The organism is Burkholderia sp. BCC1977 (genome assembly GCF_905339595.1).
Taxonomy (GTDB): Bacteria; Pseudomonadota; Gammaproteobacteria; order Burkholderiales; family Burkholderiaceae; genus Burkholderia.
On the sequence record NZ_CAJPGQ010000021.1, the window covers coordinates 21,237 to 40,857 of the forward strand.

Genomic DNA, 19,621 nt, shown 5'->3' on the forward strand with positions numbered 1-19,621 from the left:
CAGGAGGCCGGGCGGCGCGCACACGCGGCGACCGGCACGACGGAGTGTTGCTCCGTTTTTTTTCGGTCCAATATGTAATCGTTATAGTTACCTTTTATTTCTGGAGAATCGACATGACGCAACGTTCGTTGAACATCGCACTGTTTGGCGCCACCGGGATGATCGGCTCGCGCATTGCGGCGGAAGCCGTGCGCCGCGGCCATCGCGTGACCGCGCTGTCGCGCCATCCGGGCGCGGCCGCCGACGGTATCACCGCGAAGGCGGCCGACCTGTTCGATGCGGCCAGCATCGCGGCCGCGCTGCCGGGGCATGACGTCGTCGCGAGTGCGTACAGCCCGAAACAGGACGATCCCGCGAAGATCGTCGCCGCGGCGAAGGCGCTGGTGGAAAGCACGCGCCAGGCGGGCCTGAAGCGGCTCGTGGTGGTGGGCGGCGCCGGTTCGCTCGAAGTCGCGCCGGGCAAGCAGCTGGTCGACACCGAAGGTTTCCCGGACGCGTACAAGGCGGTCGCGCTCGCGCACCGCGACGCGCTCGACTATCTGGAGACGGTCGGCGATCTCGACTGGACGTTCTTCGCGCCGGCCGCCCTGATCGCGCCGGGCGAGCGCACGGGCACGTTCCGCACGGGCGTCGGCAAGCTGATCGTGGACGCACAGGGCAACAGCAAGATCTCGGCGGAAGACTACGCGGTCGCGTTCGTCGATGCGCTCGAGCAAGACAGCTTCGTGCGCGAGATCGCGACCGTCGCGTATTGAGCGGCACCGCGGCGAGGCGGCGCGCCAGTGCCGTATTCGCCGTGAGCGGCCCGCGGCAGGCAGCGCAGTCGCAGTGACTTCAGGCGATTCCACCTCGACGGGTGGCGTCGCCTGTTTCGTCTGGTGTGCCGATGATCGATGGGCGGGTGTGCACGGGATCGTGCGCGTTGCGGCGCCTTTCCTGCCTGATTGGTATTTATCCCGGTCGACGCCGCGCAGCGGTTTCCATATTGTTCCCCGTCATGCAGGATGCATAGAAAAAATTTCTATCTACGAGGGAATGGGTAAATGGATGCCATCGATCGCAAGCTGCTGGAGCTGTTGCAGGCAGATGCCACATTGCCGATCGCGGAACTCGCGCAGCGCGTGAACCTGTCGCAGACGCCCTGCTGGAAGCGCGTCCAGCGGCTCAAGGAAACCGGCGCGATCCGCGCGCAGGTCGCGCTGTGCGATCCGCGCAAGCTCGGTGTCGGCACGACCGTGTTCGTCGCGATCCGCACGAACCAGCACACCGAGGAGTGGGCGCAGCGCTTCACGCAGGCCGTGCGCGACATGCCGGAAGTCGTCGAGGTGTACCGGATGAGCGGCGAGACCGACTATCTGCTGCGGGTCGTGGTGGCTGGCATCGACGATTACGATCGCGTGTACAAGCAACTGATCCGCGCGGTGCCGCTGTTCGACGTGAGCTCGTCGTTCGCGATGGAGCAGATCAAGTATTCGACCGCGCTGCCGGTGCGCGACCTGTCCGAGCCGGCGTAGCGCGCGGGACGGCGATGCATCGCGGCGGTGCGCGTGCGTGTTGCGTGTTGTGTGTACCCGCCGACGATGCGCGCCGTTGTCGTTATGGTCCGCTCAGCGACCGCGCGCGAGCGCGCGTGCGCGTTCGTCCGCCAGTGCGTCGCGGCGCACGAACTCCGCGACGAACGGGCTGGCCGGATGATGGTGCAGCGCGTACGGCGTGTCCCATTGCGCGAGCCGGCCATCCTTCATCACGCCGATCCGGTCGGCGATCGCGAACGCTTCCGCCTGATTGTGCGTGACGAGGATCGCGGTGTGACCCGTGCGCTTCAGGATATCGCGCAGCTCGAACGCGAGCCGCTCGCGCGTATCGACGTCGAGATTCGAGAACGGCTCGTCGAGCAGCAGCAGCTCCGGCGACGGCGCGAGCGCGCGGGCGAGGGCGACACGCTGCTGCTGGCCACCCGACAATTCGTGCGGATACGCGCTGCCCGAAGCGGCGAGGCCGACGAGTTCGAGCATGTCCGCGACGCGGGTGTGCCGTTCGGCCTTCGGCATCCGCCGCAGGCCGAACGCGACGTTGTCGGCCGCGCTCAGGTGCGGGAACAGCGCGTAGTCCTGGAACATCATGCCGATGCGCCGCCGCTCGGGCGGCACGTCGAGCGACGGCGCCGCGACGGGCGTGCCGTCCAGCACGATGCGCCCCATGCGCACGGGCTCGAAGCCCGCGATCGCGCGCAGCACGGTGGTCTTGCCGCAGCCCGAGGCGCCGAGCAGGCAGCCGATGTCGCCGCGCGGCAGCGCGAGGCTCAGGCCGTCGACCACCGTGCGGCGGCCGTGCGGCGTGTCGTAGGCGACGCAGAGGTCGTCGAGTTCGAGCAGGTTCACGGTGTCAGGCTCCGATCTTGTGACGGGTGCGCGCGAGCAGGATCACGGGCACGAGCCCGGCCAGCACGATCGCGAGCGCGGCGACCGCGCCTTCCTCATAGGTGCCGCGCGCGGCTTCCGCATACAGCCAGGTCGCGAGCGTGTCGAAATTCAGCGGGCGCAGCAGCAGCGTCGCCGGCAACTCCTTCATCGCGTCGACGAAGACGAGCAGGGCGCTCGTCGTGAGCGCGGGCCGCAGCAGCGGCAGGTGCACGCGGCGCAGCGTGCCGCCGGCCGTCTCGCCGAGCGAGCGTGCGGCCTGTTCGAGCGACGGCGGAATGCGCGCGAGGCCGGCTTCGATGCTGCCGGCCGAAATCGCGAGAAAGCGCACGGTGTACGCGATCACGAGCGCGGCGGCCGACCCCATCAGCAGCAGCCCGTCGCGGCCGAGCGCCGCACCCAGCAGCCGGTCGGCCGTCGCGAACGGGATCAACAGGCCGATCGCGAGCACGGTGCCCGGCACCGCGTAGCCGAGGCTCGCGATGCGCGCGCACACGCGGGCGGGGCCCGCGCGCGCGCTGTCGCGCTGCGCACGTGCCGCCCACGCGACGACCAGCCCGCATGCGAGCGTCGCGACGGTAGCGGCGGCGGCGATCGTCAGCGTGTTCGCGAGCCCGGTCAGCAACTGCGCGGAGACGCCGCCGACGAGATGCAGCCGCTTGCCGGTCTCGACCGCGAGGTAGGCGGCCGGCGCGCCGAAACCGAGCAGCACCGGCAGCCAGCCGAACGCGGCGGCGCTCCACGCGGCCGCGCCCGTCAGCTTGCGCGGTGCGACCGGACGCATGCGCCGGCCGTGCGCGTAGCGCTGGCGGCGGCGCCCGTAGCGTTCGAGCACGATCATGCCGACGACGATCGCGAGCATGGCGAGCGCGATCTGCGCGGCGCCGGCGAGATCGGAACGTGTGATCCACGTGGTGTAGACCGATACGGTCAGCGTCTGCACGCCGAGGAATTCCGACGCGCCGATGTCGTTCAGCGTTTCGAGCAGCGCGAGGCTCACGCCGACCGCGATCGCGGGCCGCGCGAGCGGCACGACGACGCGCCAGAACGTCGCGATGCGTCCGGCGCCGAGCGTGCGCGCGGCTTCGAGCAGGCTCGCGGACTGCGTGACGAACATCGCGCGCGTGCTCAGGTACACATACGGATACAGCACGAAGCCGAGCACGAAGATCGCGCCGGGAAGCGAGCGCAGGTCGGGCAGGCGGAACTGGCGCGGGCTGTCGAAGCCGAGCAGCCAGCGGATCGCCCCCTGCACGGGGCCGATCGGGTGGAGCAGGTCGAGATACGCGAATGCGACGATATAGGTGGGCACTGCGAGCGGCAGCAGCAGCGCCCAGGTCAGCATCCGGCGGCCGGGAAAATCGTACGCGGTGACGAGCCACGCACAGCCGGTGCCGACTACCGTGACGATCGCACCGACGCCCGCGAGCAGCAGCAGCGTATTGACGAGCGCCTGCGGCAGCACGAATTCGGCGAGGTGCTTCCAGTGCGCGAGATCGGCGCCGAACGCGGCCGCGACCAGCACCGCGAGCGGCGCCGCGACCGCCGCGGCGATCGCGACGGCCGCGCCCAGCCAGAGGCTGCCCGCGCGCGAACGAAGCGGCCGGCGGCGCGCGCGGACGAACGCTGCATCAGTTGTCAAAGCCGACCTTGTCGACGAGCTGGCTGGCCGCCTTGCGGTGCTTCGCGATCTCGGTCAGCGGCAGCGGGTCGACCTTCAGCGTGCCGAAGCTCGCGATCACCGGATCGAGCTTCACGTTCGCGCGCACCGGGTATTCGTAGTTCGCCTGCGCATACAGCGCCTGCGCGTCCGGCGACACGAGGTACTCGAGCAGCTTCACAGCGTTGGCCTTGTGCGGCGCGTGCTTCGCGACCGTCGCGCCGCTGACGTTCACGTGCGTGCCGCCGCTCTTCGCGTTCGCGAACGTCGGCCGCACGACCTTGATCGCGTCGCCCCACTTGCGTGCATCGGTGCCGGCTTCCGCGTTCTTCATGTGACCGACGTAGTACGCGTTGGCGAGACCGACGTCGCAGATGCCGCCGAGAATGTCGCGCGCGACGTCGCGGTCGCCGCCCGTCGCCTTGCGCGCGAGGTTCGCCTTCACGCCGCGCAGCCACTTTTCGGTCGCGGCTTCGCCGTCGTGCGCGATCATCGCCGCGACGAGTGCCGTGTTGTACGGATGCTGCCCCGAGCGGATGCAGACCTTGCCCTTCCATTTCGGATCGGCGAGATCTTCGTAGCGGAACGCGTCGACCTTCAGGTCCTTCTCCACATACAGCACGCGATCGCGCAGCGACAGCGCGTACCAGTCGCCCTGCGCGCCGCGCAGGTTCGCGGGAATCGCGTCGTCGAGCACCTTCGAGCGCACCGGCTGCGCGAGCCCGCCGTCGACGAGGTCGAGCAGGTTGCCGATGTCGACCGTCATCAGCACGTCGGCCGGCGATTGCGCGCCTTCCGCCTTCACGCGCTCGAGCAGGCCGTCCTTCACGAACACCGTGTTGACCTTGACGCCGCTCTGTTTCGTGAACGCGTCGATCAGCGGCTGGATCAGCTTCGGTTCGCGGGTGGTGTACAGGCTCACTTCCTCGGCAGCGTGGGCCAGCGGCGCGAACGCGGCGGCGGCAAGGGCGAGGGCGCCGGCGAGCGGCAGCAGGCGGGTGCGCGGATTCGACATGGAGACTCCGATGAGGCAGGCGGACGAGGAAGCGTTCCGGGGCGTGCCTGCCGCCCGAGCGACCCGAAACATTACAAAGCGAAAGATTCAGGATTCTAGATCGGAATGGGAATGATTATCAAATGAAAGCTGACGGAAAGCAGGAAGGAAGGCGGGAGGAGGGCGTGCAACGGGGCGCACAACGGGGCGCACAACGGGGGGCGTCGCAGCGCGGGCGCAAGCGCGTAGAATGCCCGCTTCAACGAATTCGACGGAGCCGCACCGACCATGAACGATCAGCGCAAGAAGAACCCTGTCCGCAACGTGAGCATCCTGATCGTCGTGGCCGTGCTGCTCGTGATCGGCACGATCCTGTACAACGCGATCTCGCAGAAGCATGCGTATGACGAGGCCCATCCGGCCGAAGCCGCGAGCGCCGCGTCGCACTGACGTTGACGCTGACGCGCGTCATCGCCGTGCGGCCCGGTCGGGCAGCCGGCGATGCGCGGAAACGGCGGGAAGGGTAGAGGCGGCGGCGGGCGACGCGTGAGGCGTCGCGTCGCGCCGGGAGAGACGCGGGCGCCGAAGCCGGCGCGCCGCATGGAAGGGTCAGTCGTGCGTCATCGTGACGCAGGCGCAAACTTCGGGCGGATTCGTGCGTAGAACACGGCCGCGAGCAGGGCGAGCCATGCCGCGCCGACGTAGAGTGCGACGCGCGTATCTTCGAACCAGCCGAGCATCACGATCACGAAGCCCATGAACGCGATCGTCAGCGCGGGCGCGACGGGCCACAGCGGCACCTTGAACTTCAGCGCCGCGACTTCCGCGCTCGACAGGCGACGGCGCATCGCGACCTGCGACAGCAGGATCATCAGCCACACCCACACGGTCGCGAACGTCGCGATCGCCGCGACCACCAGGAAGACGTCCTTCGGCATCAGGTAGTTGAGCAGCACGCCGATCAGCAGCGCGCCGGCCATCACGAGCACCGTGACCCACGGCACGCCGTGCCGCGACGTCGTCATCAGCACGCGCGGCGCCTGGCCCTGGCGCGCCATCCCGAACATCATCCGGCCCGCGCCGAAGATGTCGCTGTTGATCGCCGAGATCGCCGCGCTGATCACCACGAGGTTGAGGATCGTCGCGGCCGACTTCACGCCGAGCGCCGAGAAGATCTGCACGAACGGGCTGCCGTCGCCGCCGACGCCGGTCCACGGGCTGATCGACATCAGCACGACCATCGTCAGCACGTAGAACAGCAGGATGCGCGCGGGCACCGCGTTGATCGCGCGCGGAATCACGCGCTCCGGGTCCTTCGCCTCGCCGGCGCTCATCCCGATCACCTCGATGCCGCCGTACGCGAAGATCACGACCGACAACGACGCGATCAGCCCGCCGATCCCGTTCGGGAAGAAGCCGCCATGGTTCCACAGGTTCGCGAACGTCGGCACGTCGGCCGAATGGCCGAAATGCATGCCGGTCAGCAGGATCGCGACGCCGCCGCCGATCATCGCGACGATCGCGCCGACCTTGATGATCGACAGCCAGAACTCGAGCTCGCCGAACACCTTCACGTGGCACAGGTTCAGCCCGCAGATGACCGCGACGACGCCGAGCACCCAGATCCATTGCGGGACGTCCGGAAACCAGAAGCCCATGTAGATGCCGAACGCGGTGATGTCGGCGATCGCGACGATCACCATTTCGAGCGTGTAGGTCCAGCCGGTGACGAAGCCCGCGAACGGGCCGAGGTTTTCGGTCGCGTAGTGGCCGAACGAGCCGGCGACGGGCTCGCGCACGGCCATCTCGCCGAGCGCGCGCATCACCATGTAGACGGCCGCGCCGCCCAGGATATAGGCCAGGATCACCGCCGGGCCCGCGAGCTGGATCGCGGACGCCGAGCCGTAGAACAGGCCGGTGCCGATCGCCGAGCCCAGCGCGAGAAAGCGGATGTGCCGCGCGCTCAGGTGGCGCTGCAAGTTCTTCATCAAGTCTCCGATATCGTTATGCGACGAACCGGGCGAGCGGAGTCGGCCCGGTTGGGTCAAGTTGTATAGACAACTTAAATGTGAACGAATGATAACAAGCCGGGCCATGTGACCGGAATCGGGTATTCCCTGACTGGCGCAACCGGCGGAATCGGGCTGGGGCCATCGCGCGGCGTGGGCACGGGCCGTGTGGTGGGCGGGGCATGCTTCGGAAAGGTGCTGCGGGAGCGGGGCGCGCCGCCGGCCGGCCCGCGTGCATGCGCGGGCGGCCGGCGGCGGGACAACTTCAAGCCGTCATGCGGGCAGGCGGATGACGCTCGCGTCCTTGCGGATCAGCAGCGACGACGCGAGCATCTGCTTGCACTGGTGCGCGAGTACCTTCAGGTCGTGCGTGAGCTCGGCGCCGACCGCGTCGGATTTTTCCGCGGACACGACCATCGCATCGAGGTCGCGCGTGATCTGCTTCGTCGCGTCGAGCTGGTCGGCCGGCGGCGGCTCGCCGGCTTCCGCCCGCTCGAGATTCTCGAGCACGGCGGACAGGCCGCGGCGCAGCGCATCGTCGTGGCCGAGGTTCTCGTCGGCCGCGCACGCGCTGCGGATCAGCGGCGCGGCGGCGGTGATCTGCGCGCCGAGCACGTGCGTCTGCACGAGCAGGTCGTTCAGCTCCGGCACGAAGCGCTGGTGCGCCTTCGGCTCGATCATCATCCGCTGGAACGCCTGGCCGAGGTTCGCGAACGCGATGTGCACGTCCTTGCGCGCGAGGCGGTAGCGGTAGTCGTCGTCGAGGGCGGCGGCCGGCGTCTCGATCGCCGCGGCGACGACCGGCACGACCGCCGCGCCGTCCGCGGCCGGCACGGGCGGCGGCGACGCGCCGCGCCCGGCGCGCCAGACGGCTTCGAAATACTTGCGGGTCGACGTCAGCATGTCGGTGACGAGCTTGCCCATCAGCCGGTATTCCCAATACGGGAACAGGCGGCTCGCGGCGATCGCGATCATGCAGCCGACCACCGTGTCGATCGCCCGCTCGCCGATGATCCGCATGCTGCCCGGCGCGAGCAGGTGGAACATCAGCAGCACGTAGGACGACGTGAACACGACGCTCGCCGCGTAGTTGAACAGCAGCAGGCTGTAGCTCATCACCATCGACCCGAACATGATCGCGATCAGCAGGTGCGGCTCCTTGACCGTGTAGATCAGCGCAATGCTCGCCGCGCAGCCGATCAGCGTGCCGACGATACGCTGCGCGTTGCGCTGCTTGGTGAGCGAGTAGCCGGGCTTCAGGATGATGATGGTCGTCATCACGATCCAGTATGCGTTCGTGAGCGGCAGCAGCCGGCCGAGCCAGAAGCCGACCGCGACCGCGATCGTCACGCGCAGCGCGTGGCGGAAGCTCGGCGAGCGCATGTTCAGGTTCGAGAAGATCAGGAGCGGCGACATCCGGCGCCGCTGCAGGAAGCGCGTGAGCGCCTTGTCGATCTTCAGTTCGGTCTGCTGCGGGTCGGCATGGCCCGACAGGTTGCGGCGCATCCGGTCGATCAGGCGCGTCGCGCTCCAGATGCGCCGGAACGTCGCGAGCACGGCCGCGTAGGCTTCCGCGTTGGTGGCCGGGAAGTTCTTCTTGCGCATCAGCTCGATCTCGTACTCGATCGCGCGTAGTTCGGCCTTCACGCTGATGCGCGAATGCGGCGCGCGGTTCTCGAGCACCGCGAGGCCGATCTCCTCGAGATCGGCGGCCGCCTTGCGGATCAGGTCGCGATAGAAAATGATCAGGTCGGAGCCGCCGAACGTGTTGCGCACGAGCGGGTAGTCGGTGTGTGCGCCGACGAACAGTTCGTGCAGGTCGACGCTGTTGATGAACAGGTTGTACATCGTCGTGCGGCCGGGATCGAGCTTGCCGCGGCGCAGCTTCGGCAGGTTGCGCAACACGATGTCGCGTGCGGTTTCCTGCGTCTCGACCGCGGTGATCTGCTTCGCGACGAGATTGCGGTAGCACTCGTCGAGATCGGCGTCGAGATCGTAGAACTGCGCGCGCGCGAGCAGGTAGTCGGCGCACGCGAACAGGCTTTCGGCGAGCGCCTGCTGCTCGATCCGGCGCGCCTGCCATTGCGACACGAGCGTCGCCCAGTACGTGTACCAGAGGCCGCCCGCGAGAATCCAGCCGGCATTGATGAACGCCTGCAGCGGCGTGAAATTCTCCTCGAGCGTCATCACCATCATGAACAGCGTCGCGAAGCTGATCTGCGGCCAGCGGTTGCCGTAGACGACGATCAGCGACAGCACGAACGTGAGCGGCACGATCGTCAGCCAGAGCGCGAAGATGTTCGGTGTGGCGAGGCCGGTCGCGAGCGCGGCCAGGAAGCCGATCACGCTGCACGCGAGCATTTCGTTGTGCTTGTACTTCAGCGGGCCCGGCATGTCGACGACGCACGCGCCGAGCGCGCCGGTCGAGATCGTGAAGCCGAGTTCCCGGTTGTGAAACACGATCAGGCACAGCACGGCCGGCAGCGAGACGCCGACCGCGATCCGCAGGCCGCCGAAAAAGTACTGGCTGTAGAAAAACTTTCTGATTTCGACCGAATAGCGCATCGATGGGCTGAATGACAGACGAAGACGCCCGGGGCGGCGTATTGACTGGCGACGAGTCTATCGTATTTCGCGGTCCGCAAAACCTGGCCGGTCGGACGAGGTTCATCGCGACGGTCCTTTTGCTATCCTTGGTGCTCCCGTTCGCCCGACCCGTTCGGCGCGAGGCTTCGACACCCGCTTCATGCTCCATCTCTTCTATTCGAACCGTCACGAAACGCTGGCCGACGCGCTGCTCGACGACCTGGCCGCGTTCCCGGCCCGCAACGGCCCGTGGGCGCCGCATCAGGTCATCGTGCCGAGCGCGGCGCTGCGCCGCCGTCTTGAACTCGACATCGCCGCGCGCCACGGCGTGTGCGCGAACGTCGAGTTCACGTATCTCGCGCAATGGCTGTGGGCGCAGATCGGCCGCGTGCTGACGGTGCCCGCGCGCTCGCCGTTCGCACCCGATCGCCTCGTGTGGCGCTGCTACCGGCTGTTCGCGCAGGGCGCGAGCGGCGCGCCGTGGCTCGCGTCGCCGCGGCTGGCCGCGTATCTGTCCGCGTCCGACGACGCGATGCGCTACGAGCTCGCGCAGCGCGTCGCGGCCGTGCTCGATCATTACCTGACGTATCGACCCGAATGGCTGGCCGCGTGGCAGGCCGGCGAGTCGGTGCTCGCGGGCCACGCCGCGCCGCGCGGTGTCAGCGATGCCGCGCGCGACGACGAGCACTGGCAGGCCGCGTTGTGGCGCGCGCTGCTCGCGGAGCTGAGCGACAGCGGCACGCCGCCCGCGCATCGCTTCCTCGTGGAGGCGCGCAACCTCGATCCCGACACCGTCACGCGGGCCGACTGGCCGGAATCGGTCAGCGTGTTCGCGCTGCCGACGATGCCGCCGCTGCACGTCGCGCTGCTGCGCGAGCTGTCGCGCTGGATCGACGTGCGCGTCTATGCGCTCAACCCGTGCCGCGAATTCTGGTTCGACATCGTCACCGCCGCGCATGCGGAGGCGCTCGACGCGGCCGGCCGGCTCGACTACCAGGAAGTTGGCCATCCGCTGCTCGCCGAGTGGGGGCGGCAGACGCAGGCGCAGCTGCACATGCTGCACGAGCTGACCGAAAGCGCCGCGTCAGGCGATGCATCGCGTTTCGTCGGGAATCCCGCGCCGACCTGGCTCGCGCGCGTGCAGAACGCGATCCTCGACCTGCAGCCGGAGGCCGAACTCGGCGAAGCGCCGGCCGAGCGCGGGATCGAGGTGCACGTGTGTCACAGCCTCGCGCGCCAGCTCGAGGTGCTGCATGACCGCCTGCTCGCATGGTTCGATGCGGACGCGACGCTGCAGCCGTCCGATGTGCTGGTGGCGGTCGCCGATCTCGCGGCGGCCGGGCCGCTGATCGATGCCGTGTTCGGCACGGCGGGCGCCGGCGGCGCGCGCGTGCCTTACCGGATCACCGGCCTGCCGCCGTCGCAGGCGAACCCGGTCGCGCGCGTGCTGCTCGAATGGCTCGCATTGCCGGAGCGGCAGGTCGGGGCGCCGGAACTGGTCGAATGGCTGCGCGTCGACGCGGTGGCGTCCCGTTACGGCATCGATGCAGCCGCGCTCGAGACGGTGCAGACCTGGCTCGCGGCCGCCGGCGCGCGGCGCGGGCTGTCGCCGACGGCAAGCGACGACGCGGCGGTGCCTGCGCCGCGCCACACGTTTTCCGACGCGCTCGCGCGGCTCTTCCTCGGCTATGCGATGCCCGAAGGCGCGGCACCGGTCGGCGCGTGGCTGCCGATCGAGGCGGCCACCGGCAGCGAGGCCGAACTGCTCGGCCGGCTCGCGCGCTTCACGGACGATCTCGACGGCTTCTCGCGGCGGCTCGCCGACGCGCACACGCCGCGCGCATGGAGCGAGCTGTTCGCCGACACGCTCGCGCGGTTCTTCGACTCCGGCGCCGCGTATGCCGATGCGCTCGCGGGCGTGCGCGACGCGCTCGACGCGATGCTCGCCGCGATGACGGAAGGCGCGCCCGACGACGCGTTGCCCGCGGCCGTCGTGCGTGCGGGGCTGGCCGCCGCGCTCGACGATCCGGCGCGCGGCGGGGTGCCGTGGGGCGGCGTCACGTTCTCGTCGCTGACGAGCTTGCGCGGGCTGCCGTACCGCGTCGTGTGCCTGCTCGGGATGGACGACGGCGTGCTGCCGAGCCTCGCGCGCGCCGACGAATTCGACCTGATGGCGGTCCTGCCGAAGCTCGGCGACCGGCAGCGCCGCGACGACGAGCGCAACCTGTTCCTCGACCTGCTGCTCGCCGCGCGCGACCGGCTGCTGATCGCCTATACGGGGCGCAGCATTCGCGACAACGCGCCGTTGCCGCCCGCGGCGCTCGTCGACGAACTGCTCGACCATCTCGCGCTCGTCACGGCCGGCGCGGACGCCGCGCCGGACGCGGTCGACGCGGCGCGGCGCGCGTTCATCGTCGAGCATCCGCTGCAACCGTTCGCGGCCGAGTATTTCCGGCCCGGCAGCGAACTGGCTTCGTACGACGCCGAGCGCGCGACACTCGCGTCGCTGCTGGCGGCCGAAGCCGCGCGCGACGCGACACGGGAGCCGCCGTTCTTCGCGCAGCCGCTGCCGGCCGAGCCGGTCGAGCCCGTCGCGTTCAGCGAGTTCGAACGTTTCTGGCGGCATCCGGCCCGTGCGCTGCTGCGCGCGCGGCTCGGCATCGTGCTGTCCGACGCGCAGGCCGAACTGCTCGACACGGAGCCGTTCGCACTCGACTTCGCGGGCAGCGACGCGCTCGCCGAGCGCGTGCTGCCGCTCCTGATCGAATCGGATGAAGGGGGCGTGCACGATCATGCGCTGCGCATCGCGGACGCCAGCCCGGAACTGCCGGGCGGCGCGACGGGTGCCGTCTGGCGCGACCAGGCGCTCGGCTCGATGACGCAGCTTGCGTCGAACGTGCGGCGCGCGCTGGCCGACGGCATGGAGCGGCGGCCGTTCACGCTCGCGATCGCGCCCGCATGGCCCGACACCGATCAGGCGCTGTTCGGCGCCGATGACGCGATGCTGTCGGGCGACGCAGTGAGTGCGCCGCTCGAGCTGCACGGTACGCTGAACCGGCTGACGCCGGCGGGCCAGGTCATCTATCGTTATGCACGGCCGAGCGCACGCGACTACCTGTCCGCGTGGCTCGCGCACCTCGTCTACTGCGCGGTGGAGCCCGACGGTCCGCGCCGCACGCTGTGGTTCGGCAGCGGCGGCGCCTTCGAACTCACGCCGGTCGCGGCGCCGCTCGAGCACCTGGCGCCGCTCGCCGCGCTGTTTCGCGCGGGGCGGCGCATGCCGCTGCGGTTCTTCCCGCGCAGCGCATGGGCGCGCATGTCCGACGGCGAGGCGAAGGCCGCGAGCGTCTGGATCAACGAGCGCGTGGTGAGCGAAGCCGACGATCCGGCCATCGCGATCGCGTGGCGCGGCGCACACCCGTCGCTCGACGAGCCGTTCGGCACACTCGCGCGGCTCGTCTTCGAGCCGATGCTGGAACACCTGAAGGAGGTCGCATGAGCGCCGCATCCCAGCCGCAGGCGGCGCTCGAACTCGACGTGTTCGCGTGCCCGCTCGACGGCGTCAACCAGATCGAGGCGTCGGCCGGCACCGGCAAGACGTGGAACATTTGCGCGCTTTACGTCCGCCTGTTGCTGGAGAAGGATCTCGGCGCGGACGAAATCCTCGTCGTGACCTTCACGAAGGCGGCGACGGCCGAACTGCACGAGCGGATCCGCGGGCGGCTGGCGCAGCTCGCCCATGTGCTCGATACCGGTGACGACGGCGGCGATCCGTTCGTCGCGCGCCTGCTCGAGACGACGCTCGGCGAAGCCGGCGCGCTCGACCCCGAGACCGCCGCGAAGCGGATCCGGCGGGCGCTGCGCGCATTCGACCAGGCGGCGATCCACACGATTCACGCATTCTGCCAGCGTGCGCTGCAGGAAGCGCCGTTCGCGGCCGCGATGCCGTTCGCGTTCGACATGCAGGCCGACGATGCGGCGCTGCGCTTCGAGCTCGCGGCGGACTTCTGGCGCACGCGCGTCGAACCGATGGCCGCGCGCTGGCCGGGCTTCGCGACGTGGCTCGTCGATTCGGGCGCGGGCCCGGCCGCGCTCGACGCGCAGCTCGCGCGGCGGTTGAAGAAGCCGCTCGCCGCGCTGCGCTGGGACGGCGTCGTCGAACCGGACGAAGCGGCGGAGGCCGCTGCCGCCGAATGTTTTGCGGAGGCCGCGCGGATGTGGGCCGACGAGCGCGACGCGATCGACGCGTTGCTGCGCACCGCGCAGCCCGTGCTGAACCAGCGCTCGCACAAGCCCGACGCGGTCGCCGATGCGCTCGGCGCGTGGTCCGCGCATTTCGCGCAGGGCAATGCCGCGGCCGCGCTCCCGAATGCAGCGCTCAAGCTCACGCGCACCGCGCTCGCGAAGGCGACGAAAAAGGGCGGCGCGACCCCCGAACACCCGTTCTTCGACTTAGCCGACGCGCTCGAAGCGGCGGTGGCCGCGGCCGAGGCCGCGCAGCGCGCGCGCTGGCTCGCGCTGATCGCCGACTGGCTCGACACGGCGCCGGGCGAGCTGGCCGAACGCAAGCGTACGCGCCGCGTCGTGTCGTTCGACGACCTGCTCGCGAACCTGTATCGCGCGCTTCACGCGCATCCGTGGCTCGCCGAGACGCTGCGCGCGCGCTATCCGGCCGCGCTGATCGACGAATTCCAGGATACCGACCCGCTGCAGTTCGCGATCTTCGACCGGATCTTCGCGCCGGGCGGGCCGCTCTTTCTGGTCGGCGATCCGAAGCAGGCGATCTACAGCTTCCGCGCGGCGGACCTGCACACGTATCTCGCCGCGCGGGCAAGCGCGAGCGCGTGCTACACGCTCGCGGTCAACCAGCGCTCGACGCCGGCGATCGTCGATGCGTGCAACCGCTTCTTCATGTCGAACCCGCGCGCGTTCGTGCTCGACGGGCTCGACTATTACGCGGTGCGGGCCGGCACGCGCGTGCGGGCACCGTTCGTCGACGGGACCGATCCGGGCCCGGCCGGCGATTTCCGGATCTGGGCGCTGCCGGGCGGCGACGGCACGCTGCTCAAGCGCGACGCGCAGGCACAGGCCGCCCAGGCGTGCGCGGCCGAAATTGCCCGGCTGATGCGCGGCGCGCGCGAAGGCCAGGTGCGGCTCGGCGATACGCCGCTGTCGCCGGGCGATATCGCGGTGCTGGTGCAGACGCACCGGCAGGGCAGCCTCGTGAAGCGCGTGCTCGCCACGTGGGGCATCGGCAGCGTCGAGCTCGCGCAGGCGTCGGTGTTTTCGACCGGAGATGCGGAGCAGCTCGAGCGCGTGCTGGCGGCGATCGATGCGCCGGGCGATCTGCGGCGCCTGCGCGCGGCGCTGGCGGCCGACTGGTTCGGCCTCGATGCGGGTGCGCTGTGGCGGATGGAGCAGGGCGACGGCGACGCGTCGCGCGAAGCGGCCGACGGCGCGGACGCGATGAGCTGGGTCGAGCGCTTCTCGCGCTATCGGTTGCTGTGGCGCGAACGCGGCTTCGCGGTGATGTGGCGCACGTTCATGCGCGAACTCCGGATCGCCGAGCGGCTGATGGCCGGCGCGGACGGCGAACGCCGCGTGACCGACATCAACCATCTGGCCGAGCTGACGCAGGCGCGCGCGTCCGCGCAGCCGGGCATCGCGCCGACGCTGCGCTGGCTCGCCGCGCAACGGCTCGACGGCGGCGGCGAGGAAGCGCAGCTGCGTCTCGAATCCGATCGCAATCTCGTGCAGATCGTGACCGTGCACAAGTCGAAGGGCCTCGAATACGCGGTCGTGTTCTGTCCGTTCCTGAACGACGGCGGGCTGCGCGAGCCGCCCGCGTCGGCGCTGCCCGACGCACGCGAGTATCACGACGATGCGGGCGACGCCGTGCTGCATTACGGGTGCGACGACGAAGCCGCCGAGCATGCCGCGCGCCAGGCGCTGCGCGAACAGGCGGCGGAACGCGCGCGGCTCGTCTACGTGGCGCTCACGCGCGCGGTCTATCGGTGCTATCTCGTCGCCGGGCCCTATCTGTCGTCACGCTCGACCCGCGAGGCGCGGCGCAGCGTGCTGAACTGGCTCGTCGCCGGCGCCGGCCAGTCGTTCGACGCGTGGCTCGACGAGCCGCCCGACGAAACGGCGCTCGACGCGGCGTGGCAAGCGCTCGCGGGCGGGCCCGTGAGCGTTGCACCGTTGCCGGTGCCGGCGCGCCGTGAGCGGCTCGCGGCCGGGCACGATGCATCGCAGACGCTTGCGGCGCGTCATGCGACGCGGGTGCTGCGCGACGCGTGGCGGATGGCGAGCTTCAGTTCGCTGACCGCGTCGATGGCACGCGAGGAGGCAGGCGTCGCCGTCGTGACGGACGACGAGCTGCGGCCCGATCACGATGCGCTTGCGGCCGTGGCGCCGGACGGCGCGTTTGCCGTGGCCGACCCGGTCGCGGTCGAGCCGCCGGACGACGACATCCTCGTGTTTCCGCGCGGTGCGGCAGCGGGCGAGTGCCTCCATCGCCTGTTCGAACTCAGCCGGTTCACCGAGCCCGATTCGTGGCGCCAGGCGGCGCTCGGCGCGCTGCATGACCGGCCGGTCGAGGCCGAGCCCGAACTCGCGACGCGTCTGCCGGCGATGATGGCGCGGCTCGTCGACGACGTCGTCCGCACGGAGCTCGTGCCGGGCATGCGGCTTGCGGATCTCGATCCCGCCAGGCGGCTCGACGAAATGGGTTTCCTGTTCCCGGCGCCGTCGCTTGAGCTGGGCGCGCTGCGCCGGCTGCTGGTCGCGCACGGCTATCCGGACGTTGCGCTGGACGCGGGCATGCTCGCCGGTTTCATCAAGGGTTTCATCGACATGATCGTCGAACACGACGGCCGCTTCTGGATCGTCGACTGGAAGTCGAACCATCTCGGCAATACGCCGGATTCCTACGGCCCGCGCGCGCTCGACGTCGCGATGGCCGATCACGCGTATCACCTGCAGGCGCTACTCTACACGGTCGCGCTGCATCGCTATCTGCGCGGGCGGTTGCCCGACTACGACTACGACACGCATATGGCGGGCTACCTGTACTTGTTCGTGCGCGGCGTGCGGCCCGGCTGGCGCAGCGGCGGCGAACCGGCCGGCGTGCATGCGCGGCGGCCCGCGCGCGAACTCGTCGACGCGCTCGACCGGATGATGGAAGGGGGCCGCGCATGAACGAGTCGGACGATACGCTCGAATTCACCGGCGGCCTCGTCGCGCGCCTGCCCGAGCCGGCTGATTTCGGCATCGCACTTGCGGAAGGATTCGCGCGGCGCATCGGCGACCTGTCGCGCCGCGCGGGTGCGCCGGCCGCAGCCGCGCGCTGGGCGGCGCGTGCCGCGTTCGCAACCAGCCGGGCGACCGCGGGCGGTCACGTGTGCGTGTCGCTCGGCGCGCTCGCGCAGCGCTACGAGGAACCGGTCGACGACGTGCGCGCGGCGCTTGCCGCGAGCGGCGTGGTGGCGTTCGGCACGCTCGCGCGCGGCGACGAGCGGCCGCTGATCGTCGACCGGCACGACCATCTGTACCTGTCGCGCTATTTCGACTACGAACGACGGCTCGCCGATGCGCTCGTCGCGCAGGCCGGCGTCGCCGCTCCGGGCGACGCGCTGGCGCCCGGCCGGTTGCGCGACAGTCTCGCGCGTTACTTCGGGCCCGCGACCGGTGACGTCGACTGGCAGCGCGTCGCGGCGATCGTTGCGCTGACCGGGCGCGTGACGATCGTCAGCGGCGGCCCCGGCACCGGCAAGACGACGACCGTCGTCGGCGTGCTGGCTTGTCTGCTCGACGCGCATCCGGGCTTGCGCATCGCGCTGGCGGCCCCGACCGGCAAGGCCGCGCAGCGGATGCAGGAAGCGTTGCACGCGCGGGCGGGCGACCTGCCGCCGGAACTTGCCGCGCGCCTGCCCGACACGTCGTACACGCTGCATCGCCTGCTGGGCGGCGGCGGCGCGGCGGGCTTCCGCCATCATCGCGACAATCCGTTGCCGTACGATCTGATCGTGGTCGACGAGGCGTCGATGATCGACGTCGCGCTCGCCGCGCATCTGCTCGATGCGCTCGCGCCGGGCGCACGGCTCGTGCTGCTCGGCGACAAGGATCAGCTTGCCGCGGTCGAGGCCGGCGCCGTGTTCGCCGAACTCAGCGCACGGCCGACGTTCACCGCCGCGGCGCGCACGCGCATCGCGGATGCGCTCGGGATCGACGAAGCGGCTTTCGTCGCGGCGTTGCCGGTGCCGGAAGGCGAGGCGGCCGGGGCGGTTGCCGCGCCAGTTCCAGCCCAGGCTTCGGCGCCGGCGCCAGTATCCGCTCCGAGATCGGCGACCGCTGCGCGCAAGGCGGCGGCGCGGCGAAACGTGGATACGCGCCAGGCGTCGCTGTTCGATGACGACCCGCAGGACGCAGCGGGTTCCGCGGCGGGTGCCGCGCCGCCGGCCGCTGCGTTGTCGCCTGCGGCGCTGGCACCGATCGACACCGATAGCGCCTCCGCGTCCGCCGATCCTGCATGGATCGAGGCCGACGAACTTGCGTGGCTCGACGCGGTCGAGCTCGCGCCGTTCGATCCGGCCCATGCGGGAGCGTCGGCATGGGCGTCCACCGGTGCGCCACGGGCCGACGCCATTGCCGACGCGTCCCCCGCACCCGCACCGCTTGCAGACTGCGTCGTGTGGCTCGAACGCAATTACCGTTTCGGTCTCGATTCGCCGATCGGCCGCCTGTCGCTCGCGATCCGCCGCGGCGACGTGCAGGGTGCGCTCGATGCGTTGCCGATGGACGATGCCGCCGCGGCGTCGTTTCACGACGATGCGGGCGATACGCTTGCGGCGTCGACGGTCGAGCGGCTCGCGCGCCGGTTCGGCGCGTATCTCGATGCGCTGCGCACCGCGTTGTCCGAGCCGGCGCCCGATCCACTGCCGTTGTTCGATGCGCTCAACCGCTTCCGGATCCTGTGCGCGACGCGCACCGGCTCGCGCGGCGCCGAACACGTCAATGCGCTGGTGGCCACGCACGTGCGGCATGCCGCGCGCGTGCCGCTCGCGGTCGGCGCACACTGGTTCACCGGACGGCCGATCATGGTGACGCGCAACGACTATGCGCTCGGGCTGTTCAACGGCGACATCGGCATCGCGTTGCCGGATGCGCACGGTGTGTTGCGCGTGTGGTTCCGCCGCGCGGACGGCACCGCGCGTGCCGTGTCGCCCGCGGCGCTGCCGCCGCACGAAACGGCGTTCGCGCTGACCGTCCACAAATCGCAGGGCTCCGAATTCGACGAGGCCGCGCTCGTGCTGCCGGCGTCGTTCAGCCGCGTGCTGACGCGCGAACTCGTCTATACGGCCGTCACGCGCGCACGCACGCGCGTGCAGGTGATCGGCCCGCGGCGCGTGCTGGCGCAGGCGGTCGCGACGCGCACACAACGCGATTCGGGCCTGGCGGCCCGCGTCGACGAGGCGCTCGCGCGGCGCCGTGAGGAGGCGTCGCGATGATGATCCGCTACACGCTCGATCCGGCCGAAGTCGAATGGACCGCCGTGCGCGCGCAGGGCGCCGGCGGCCAGAACGTCAACAAGGTGTCGAGTGCGATTCACCTGCGTTTCGACATCCGCGCGTCGTCGCTGCCGCCCGTCATCAAGGAGCGGCTCCTCGCGCTGTCCGACCAGCGCATCACGCGCGACGGCATCGTCGTGATCAAGTCGCAGGAATACCGCACCCAGGAGAAAAACCGCGACGCAGCGCTCGCGCGGCTCGATGCGTTGATCGGCAGCGTCGCGTACACGCCGCGTGCGCGGGTCGCGACACGGCCGACGCGCGCATCCAGGGAGCGGCGGCTCGAACACAAGTCGCGCCGCAGCGTGGTGAAGTCCGGAAGAGGGAAGGTGACCGACTGACGGCGGGTCGAACCGGCCGGCATGGCGGGCGGAGCCGGGCCG

General features: G+C 70.3%; 12 protein-coding genes. 7 read left to right on the forward strand and 5 right to left on the reverse strand.

Annotated elements, in window-relative coordinates:
* Positions 1-113: 113 nt before the first annotated feature.
* Positions 114-755 carry an NAD(P)-dependent oxidoreductase gene (locus tag U5771_RS18520; RefSeq protein WP_322025310.1) on the forward strand — a complete coding sequence of 214 codons (642 nt, stop codon included), beginning with the start codon at positions 114-116 and terminating at the stop codon, positions 753-755.
* Between the two features lie 288 nt (positions 756-1,043).
* The gene (locus U5771_RS18525; protein WP_006754321.1) at positions 1,044-1,514 is read left to right on the forward strand and encodes an Lrp/AsnC family transcriptional regulator; all 471 of its coding nucleotides are present in this window, start codon (positions 1,044-1,046) and stop codon (positions 1,512-1,514) included.
* A gap of 93 nt (positions 1,515-1,607) precedes the next feature.
* Here U5771_RS18525 and U5771_RS18530 read toward each other — a convergent pair whose 3' ends face one another.
* From U5771_RS18530 to U5771_RS18540, 3 genes are read right to left on the reverse strand one after another with little or no spacing between them, the layout of a single operon-like run.
* The gene (locus U5771_RS18530; RefSeq protein ID WP_322025311.1) at positions 1,608-2,381 is read right to left on the reverse strand and encodes an ABC transporter ATP-binding protein; all 774 of its coding nucleotides are present in this window, start codon (positions 2,379-2,381) and stop codon (positions 1,608-1,610) included.
* 4 nt (positions 2,382-2,385) lie between these two features.
* Positions 2,386-4,062 (reverse strand): iron ABC transporter permease, encoded by a 1,677-nt coding sequence (locus tag U5771_RS18535; RefSeq protein WP_322025312.1) that lies wholly within the window; start codon positions 4,060-4,062, stop codon positions 2,386-2,388.
* Positions 4,052-5,095: a Fe(3+) ABC transporter substrate-binding protein gene (locus tag U5771_RS18540; protein ID WP_322025313.1), complete on the reverse strand. Its 1,044-nt coding sequence runs from the start codon at positions 5,093-5,095 to the stop codon at positions 4,052-4,054. The genes U5771_RS18535 and U5771_RS18540 overlap by 11 nt, the downstream gene beginning before the upstream one ends.
* Before the next feature lie 267 nt (positions 5,096-5,362).
* On the opposite strand from U5771_RS18540, the gene U5771_RS18545 reads away from it, so the two are divergent.
* Positions 5,363-5,524, forward strand: a complete 162-nt coding sequence (locus tag U5771_RS18545; RefSeq protein ID WP_006476417.1) for a hypothetical protein — start codon at positions 5,363-5,365, stop codon at positions 5,522-5,524.
* A gap of 170 nt (positions 5,525-5,694) precedes the next feature.
* Here U5771_RS18545 and U5771_RS18550 read toward each other — a convergent pair whose 3' ends face one another.
* Positions 5,695-7,062 carry an amino acid permease gene (locus U5771_RS18550; protein ID WP_322025314.1) on the reverse strand — a complete coding sequence of 456 codons (1,368 nt, stop codon included), beginning with the start codon at positions 7,060-7,062 and terminating at the stop codon, positions 5,695-5,697.
* Between the two features lie 294 nt (positions 7,063-7,356).
* Positions 7,357-9,648, reverse strand: coding sequence for an FUSC family protein (locus U5771_RS18555; RefSeq protein WP_322025315.1), 2,292 nt, complete (start codon positions 9,646-9,648; stop codon positions 7,357-7,359).
* Between the two features lie 181 nt (positions 9,649-9,829).
* Here U5771_RS18555 and recC point away from each other — a divergent pair, with 181 nt between their 5' ends.
* From recC to arfB, 4 genes are read left to right on the forward strand one after another with little or no spacing between them, the layout of a single operon-like run.
* Positions 9,830-13,168, forward strand: coding sequence for an exodeoxyribonuclease V subunit gamma (gene recC / locus U5771_RS18560; protein WP_322025316.1), 3,339 nt, complete (start codon positions 9,830-9,832; stop codon positions 13,166-13,168).
* Positions 13,165-16,869, forward strand: a complete 3,705-nt coding sequence (recB, locus tag U5771_RS18565) for an exodeoxyribonuclease V subunit beta (RefSeq protein WP_322025317.1) — start codon at positions 13,165-13,167, stop codon at positions 16,867-16,869. Before recC ends, recB begins: the two co-directional genes overlap by 4 nt.
* Entirely contained in the window at positions 16,866-19,178 is a 2,313-nt protein-coding gene (locus U5771_RS18570) for an AAA family ATPase (protein ID WP_322025318.1), read from the forward strand. Before recB ends, U5771_RS18570 begins: the two co-directional genes overlap by 4 nt.
* Positions 19,175-19,579: an alternative ribosome rescue aminoacyl-tRNA hydrolase ArfB gene (gene arfB, locus U5771_RS18575; RefSeq protein WP_322025319.1), complete on the forward strand. Its 405-nt coding sequence runs from the start codon at positions 19,175-19,177 to the stop codon at positions 19,577-19,579. The genes U5771_RS18570 and arfB overlap by 4 nt, the downstream gene beginning before the upstream one ends.
* The last annotated feature ends 42 nt before the right edge of the window (positions 19,580-19,621 follow it).

Bases quoted from the DNA above. Each gene is read 5' to 3' on its own strand.
- U5771_RS18520 (WP_322025310.1), top strand. From the start codon at position 114: ATGACGCAACGTTCGTTGAACATCGCACTGTTTGGCGCCACCGGGATG.
- U5771_RS18525 (WP_006754321.1), top strand. From the start codon at position 1,044: ATGGATGCCATCGATCGCAAGCTGCTGGAGCTGTTGCAGGCAGATGCC.
- U5771_RS18540 (WP_322025313.1), bottom strand. From the start codon at position 5,095: ATGTCGAATCCGCGCACCCGCCTGCTGCCGCTCGCCGGCGCCCTCGCC.
- U5771_RS18545 (WP_006476417.1), top strand. From the start codon at position 5,363: ATGAACGATCAGCGCAAGAAGAACCCTGTCCGCAACGTGAGCATCCTG.
- U5771_RS18550 (WP_322025314.1), bottom strand. From the start codon at position 7,062: ATGAAGAACTTGCAGCGCCACCTGAGCGCGCGGCACATCCGCTTTCTC.
- U5771_RS18555 (WP_322025315.1), bottom strand. From the start codon at position 9,648: ATGCGCTATTCGGTCGAAATCAGAAAGTTTTTCTACAGCCAGTACTTT.
- recC (WP_322025316.1), top strand. From the start codon at position 9,830: ATGCTCCATCTCTTCTATTCGAACCGTCACGAAACGCTGGCCGACGCG.
- recB (WP_322025317.1), top strand. From the start codon at position 13,165: ATGAGCGCCGCATCCCAGCCGCAGGCGGCGCTCGAACTCGACGTGTTC.
- U5771_RS18570 (WP_322025318.1), top strand. From the start codon at position 16,866: ATGAACGAGTCGGACGATACGCTCGAATTCACCGGCGGCCTCGTCGCG.
- arfB (WP_322025319.1), top strand. From the start codon at position 19,175: ATGATGATCCGCTACACGCTCGATCCGGCCGAAGTCGAATGGACCGCC.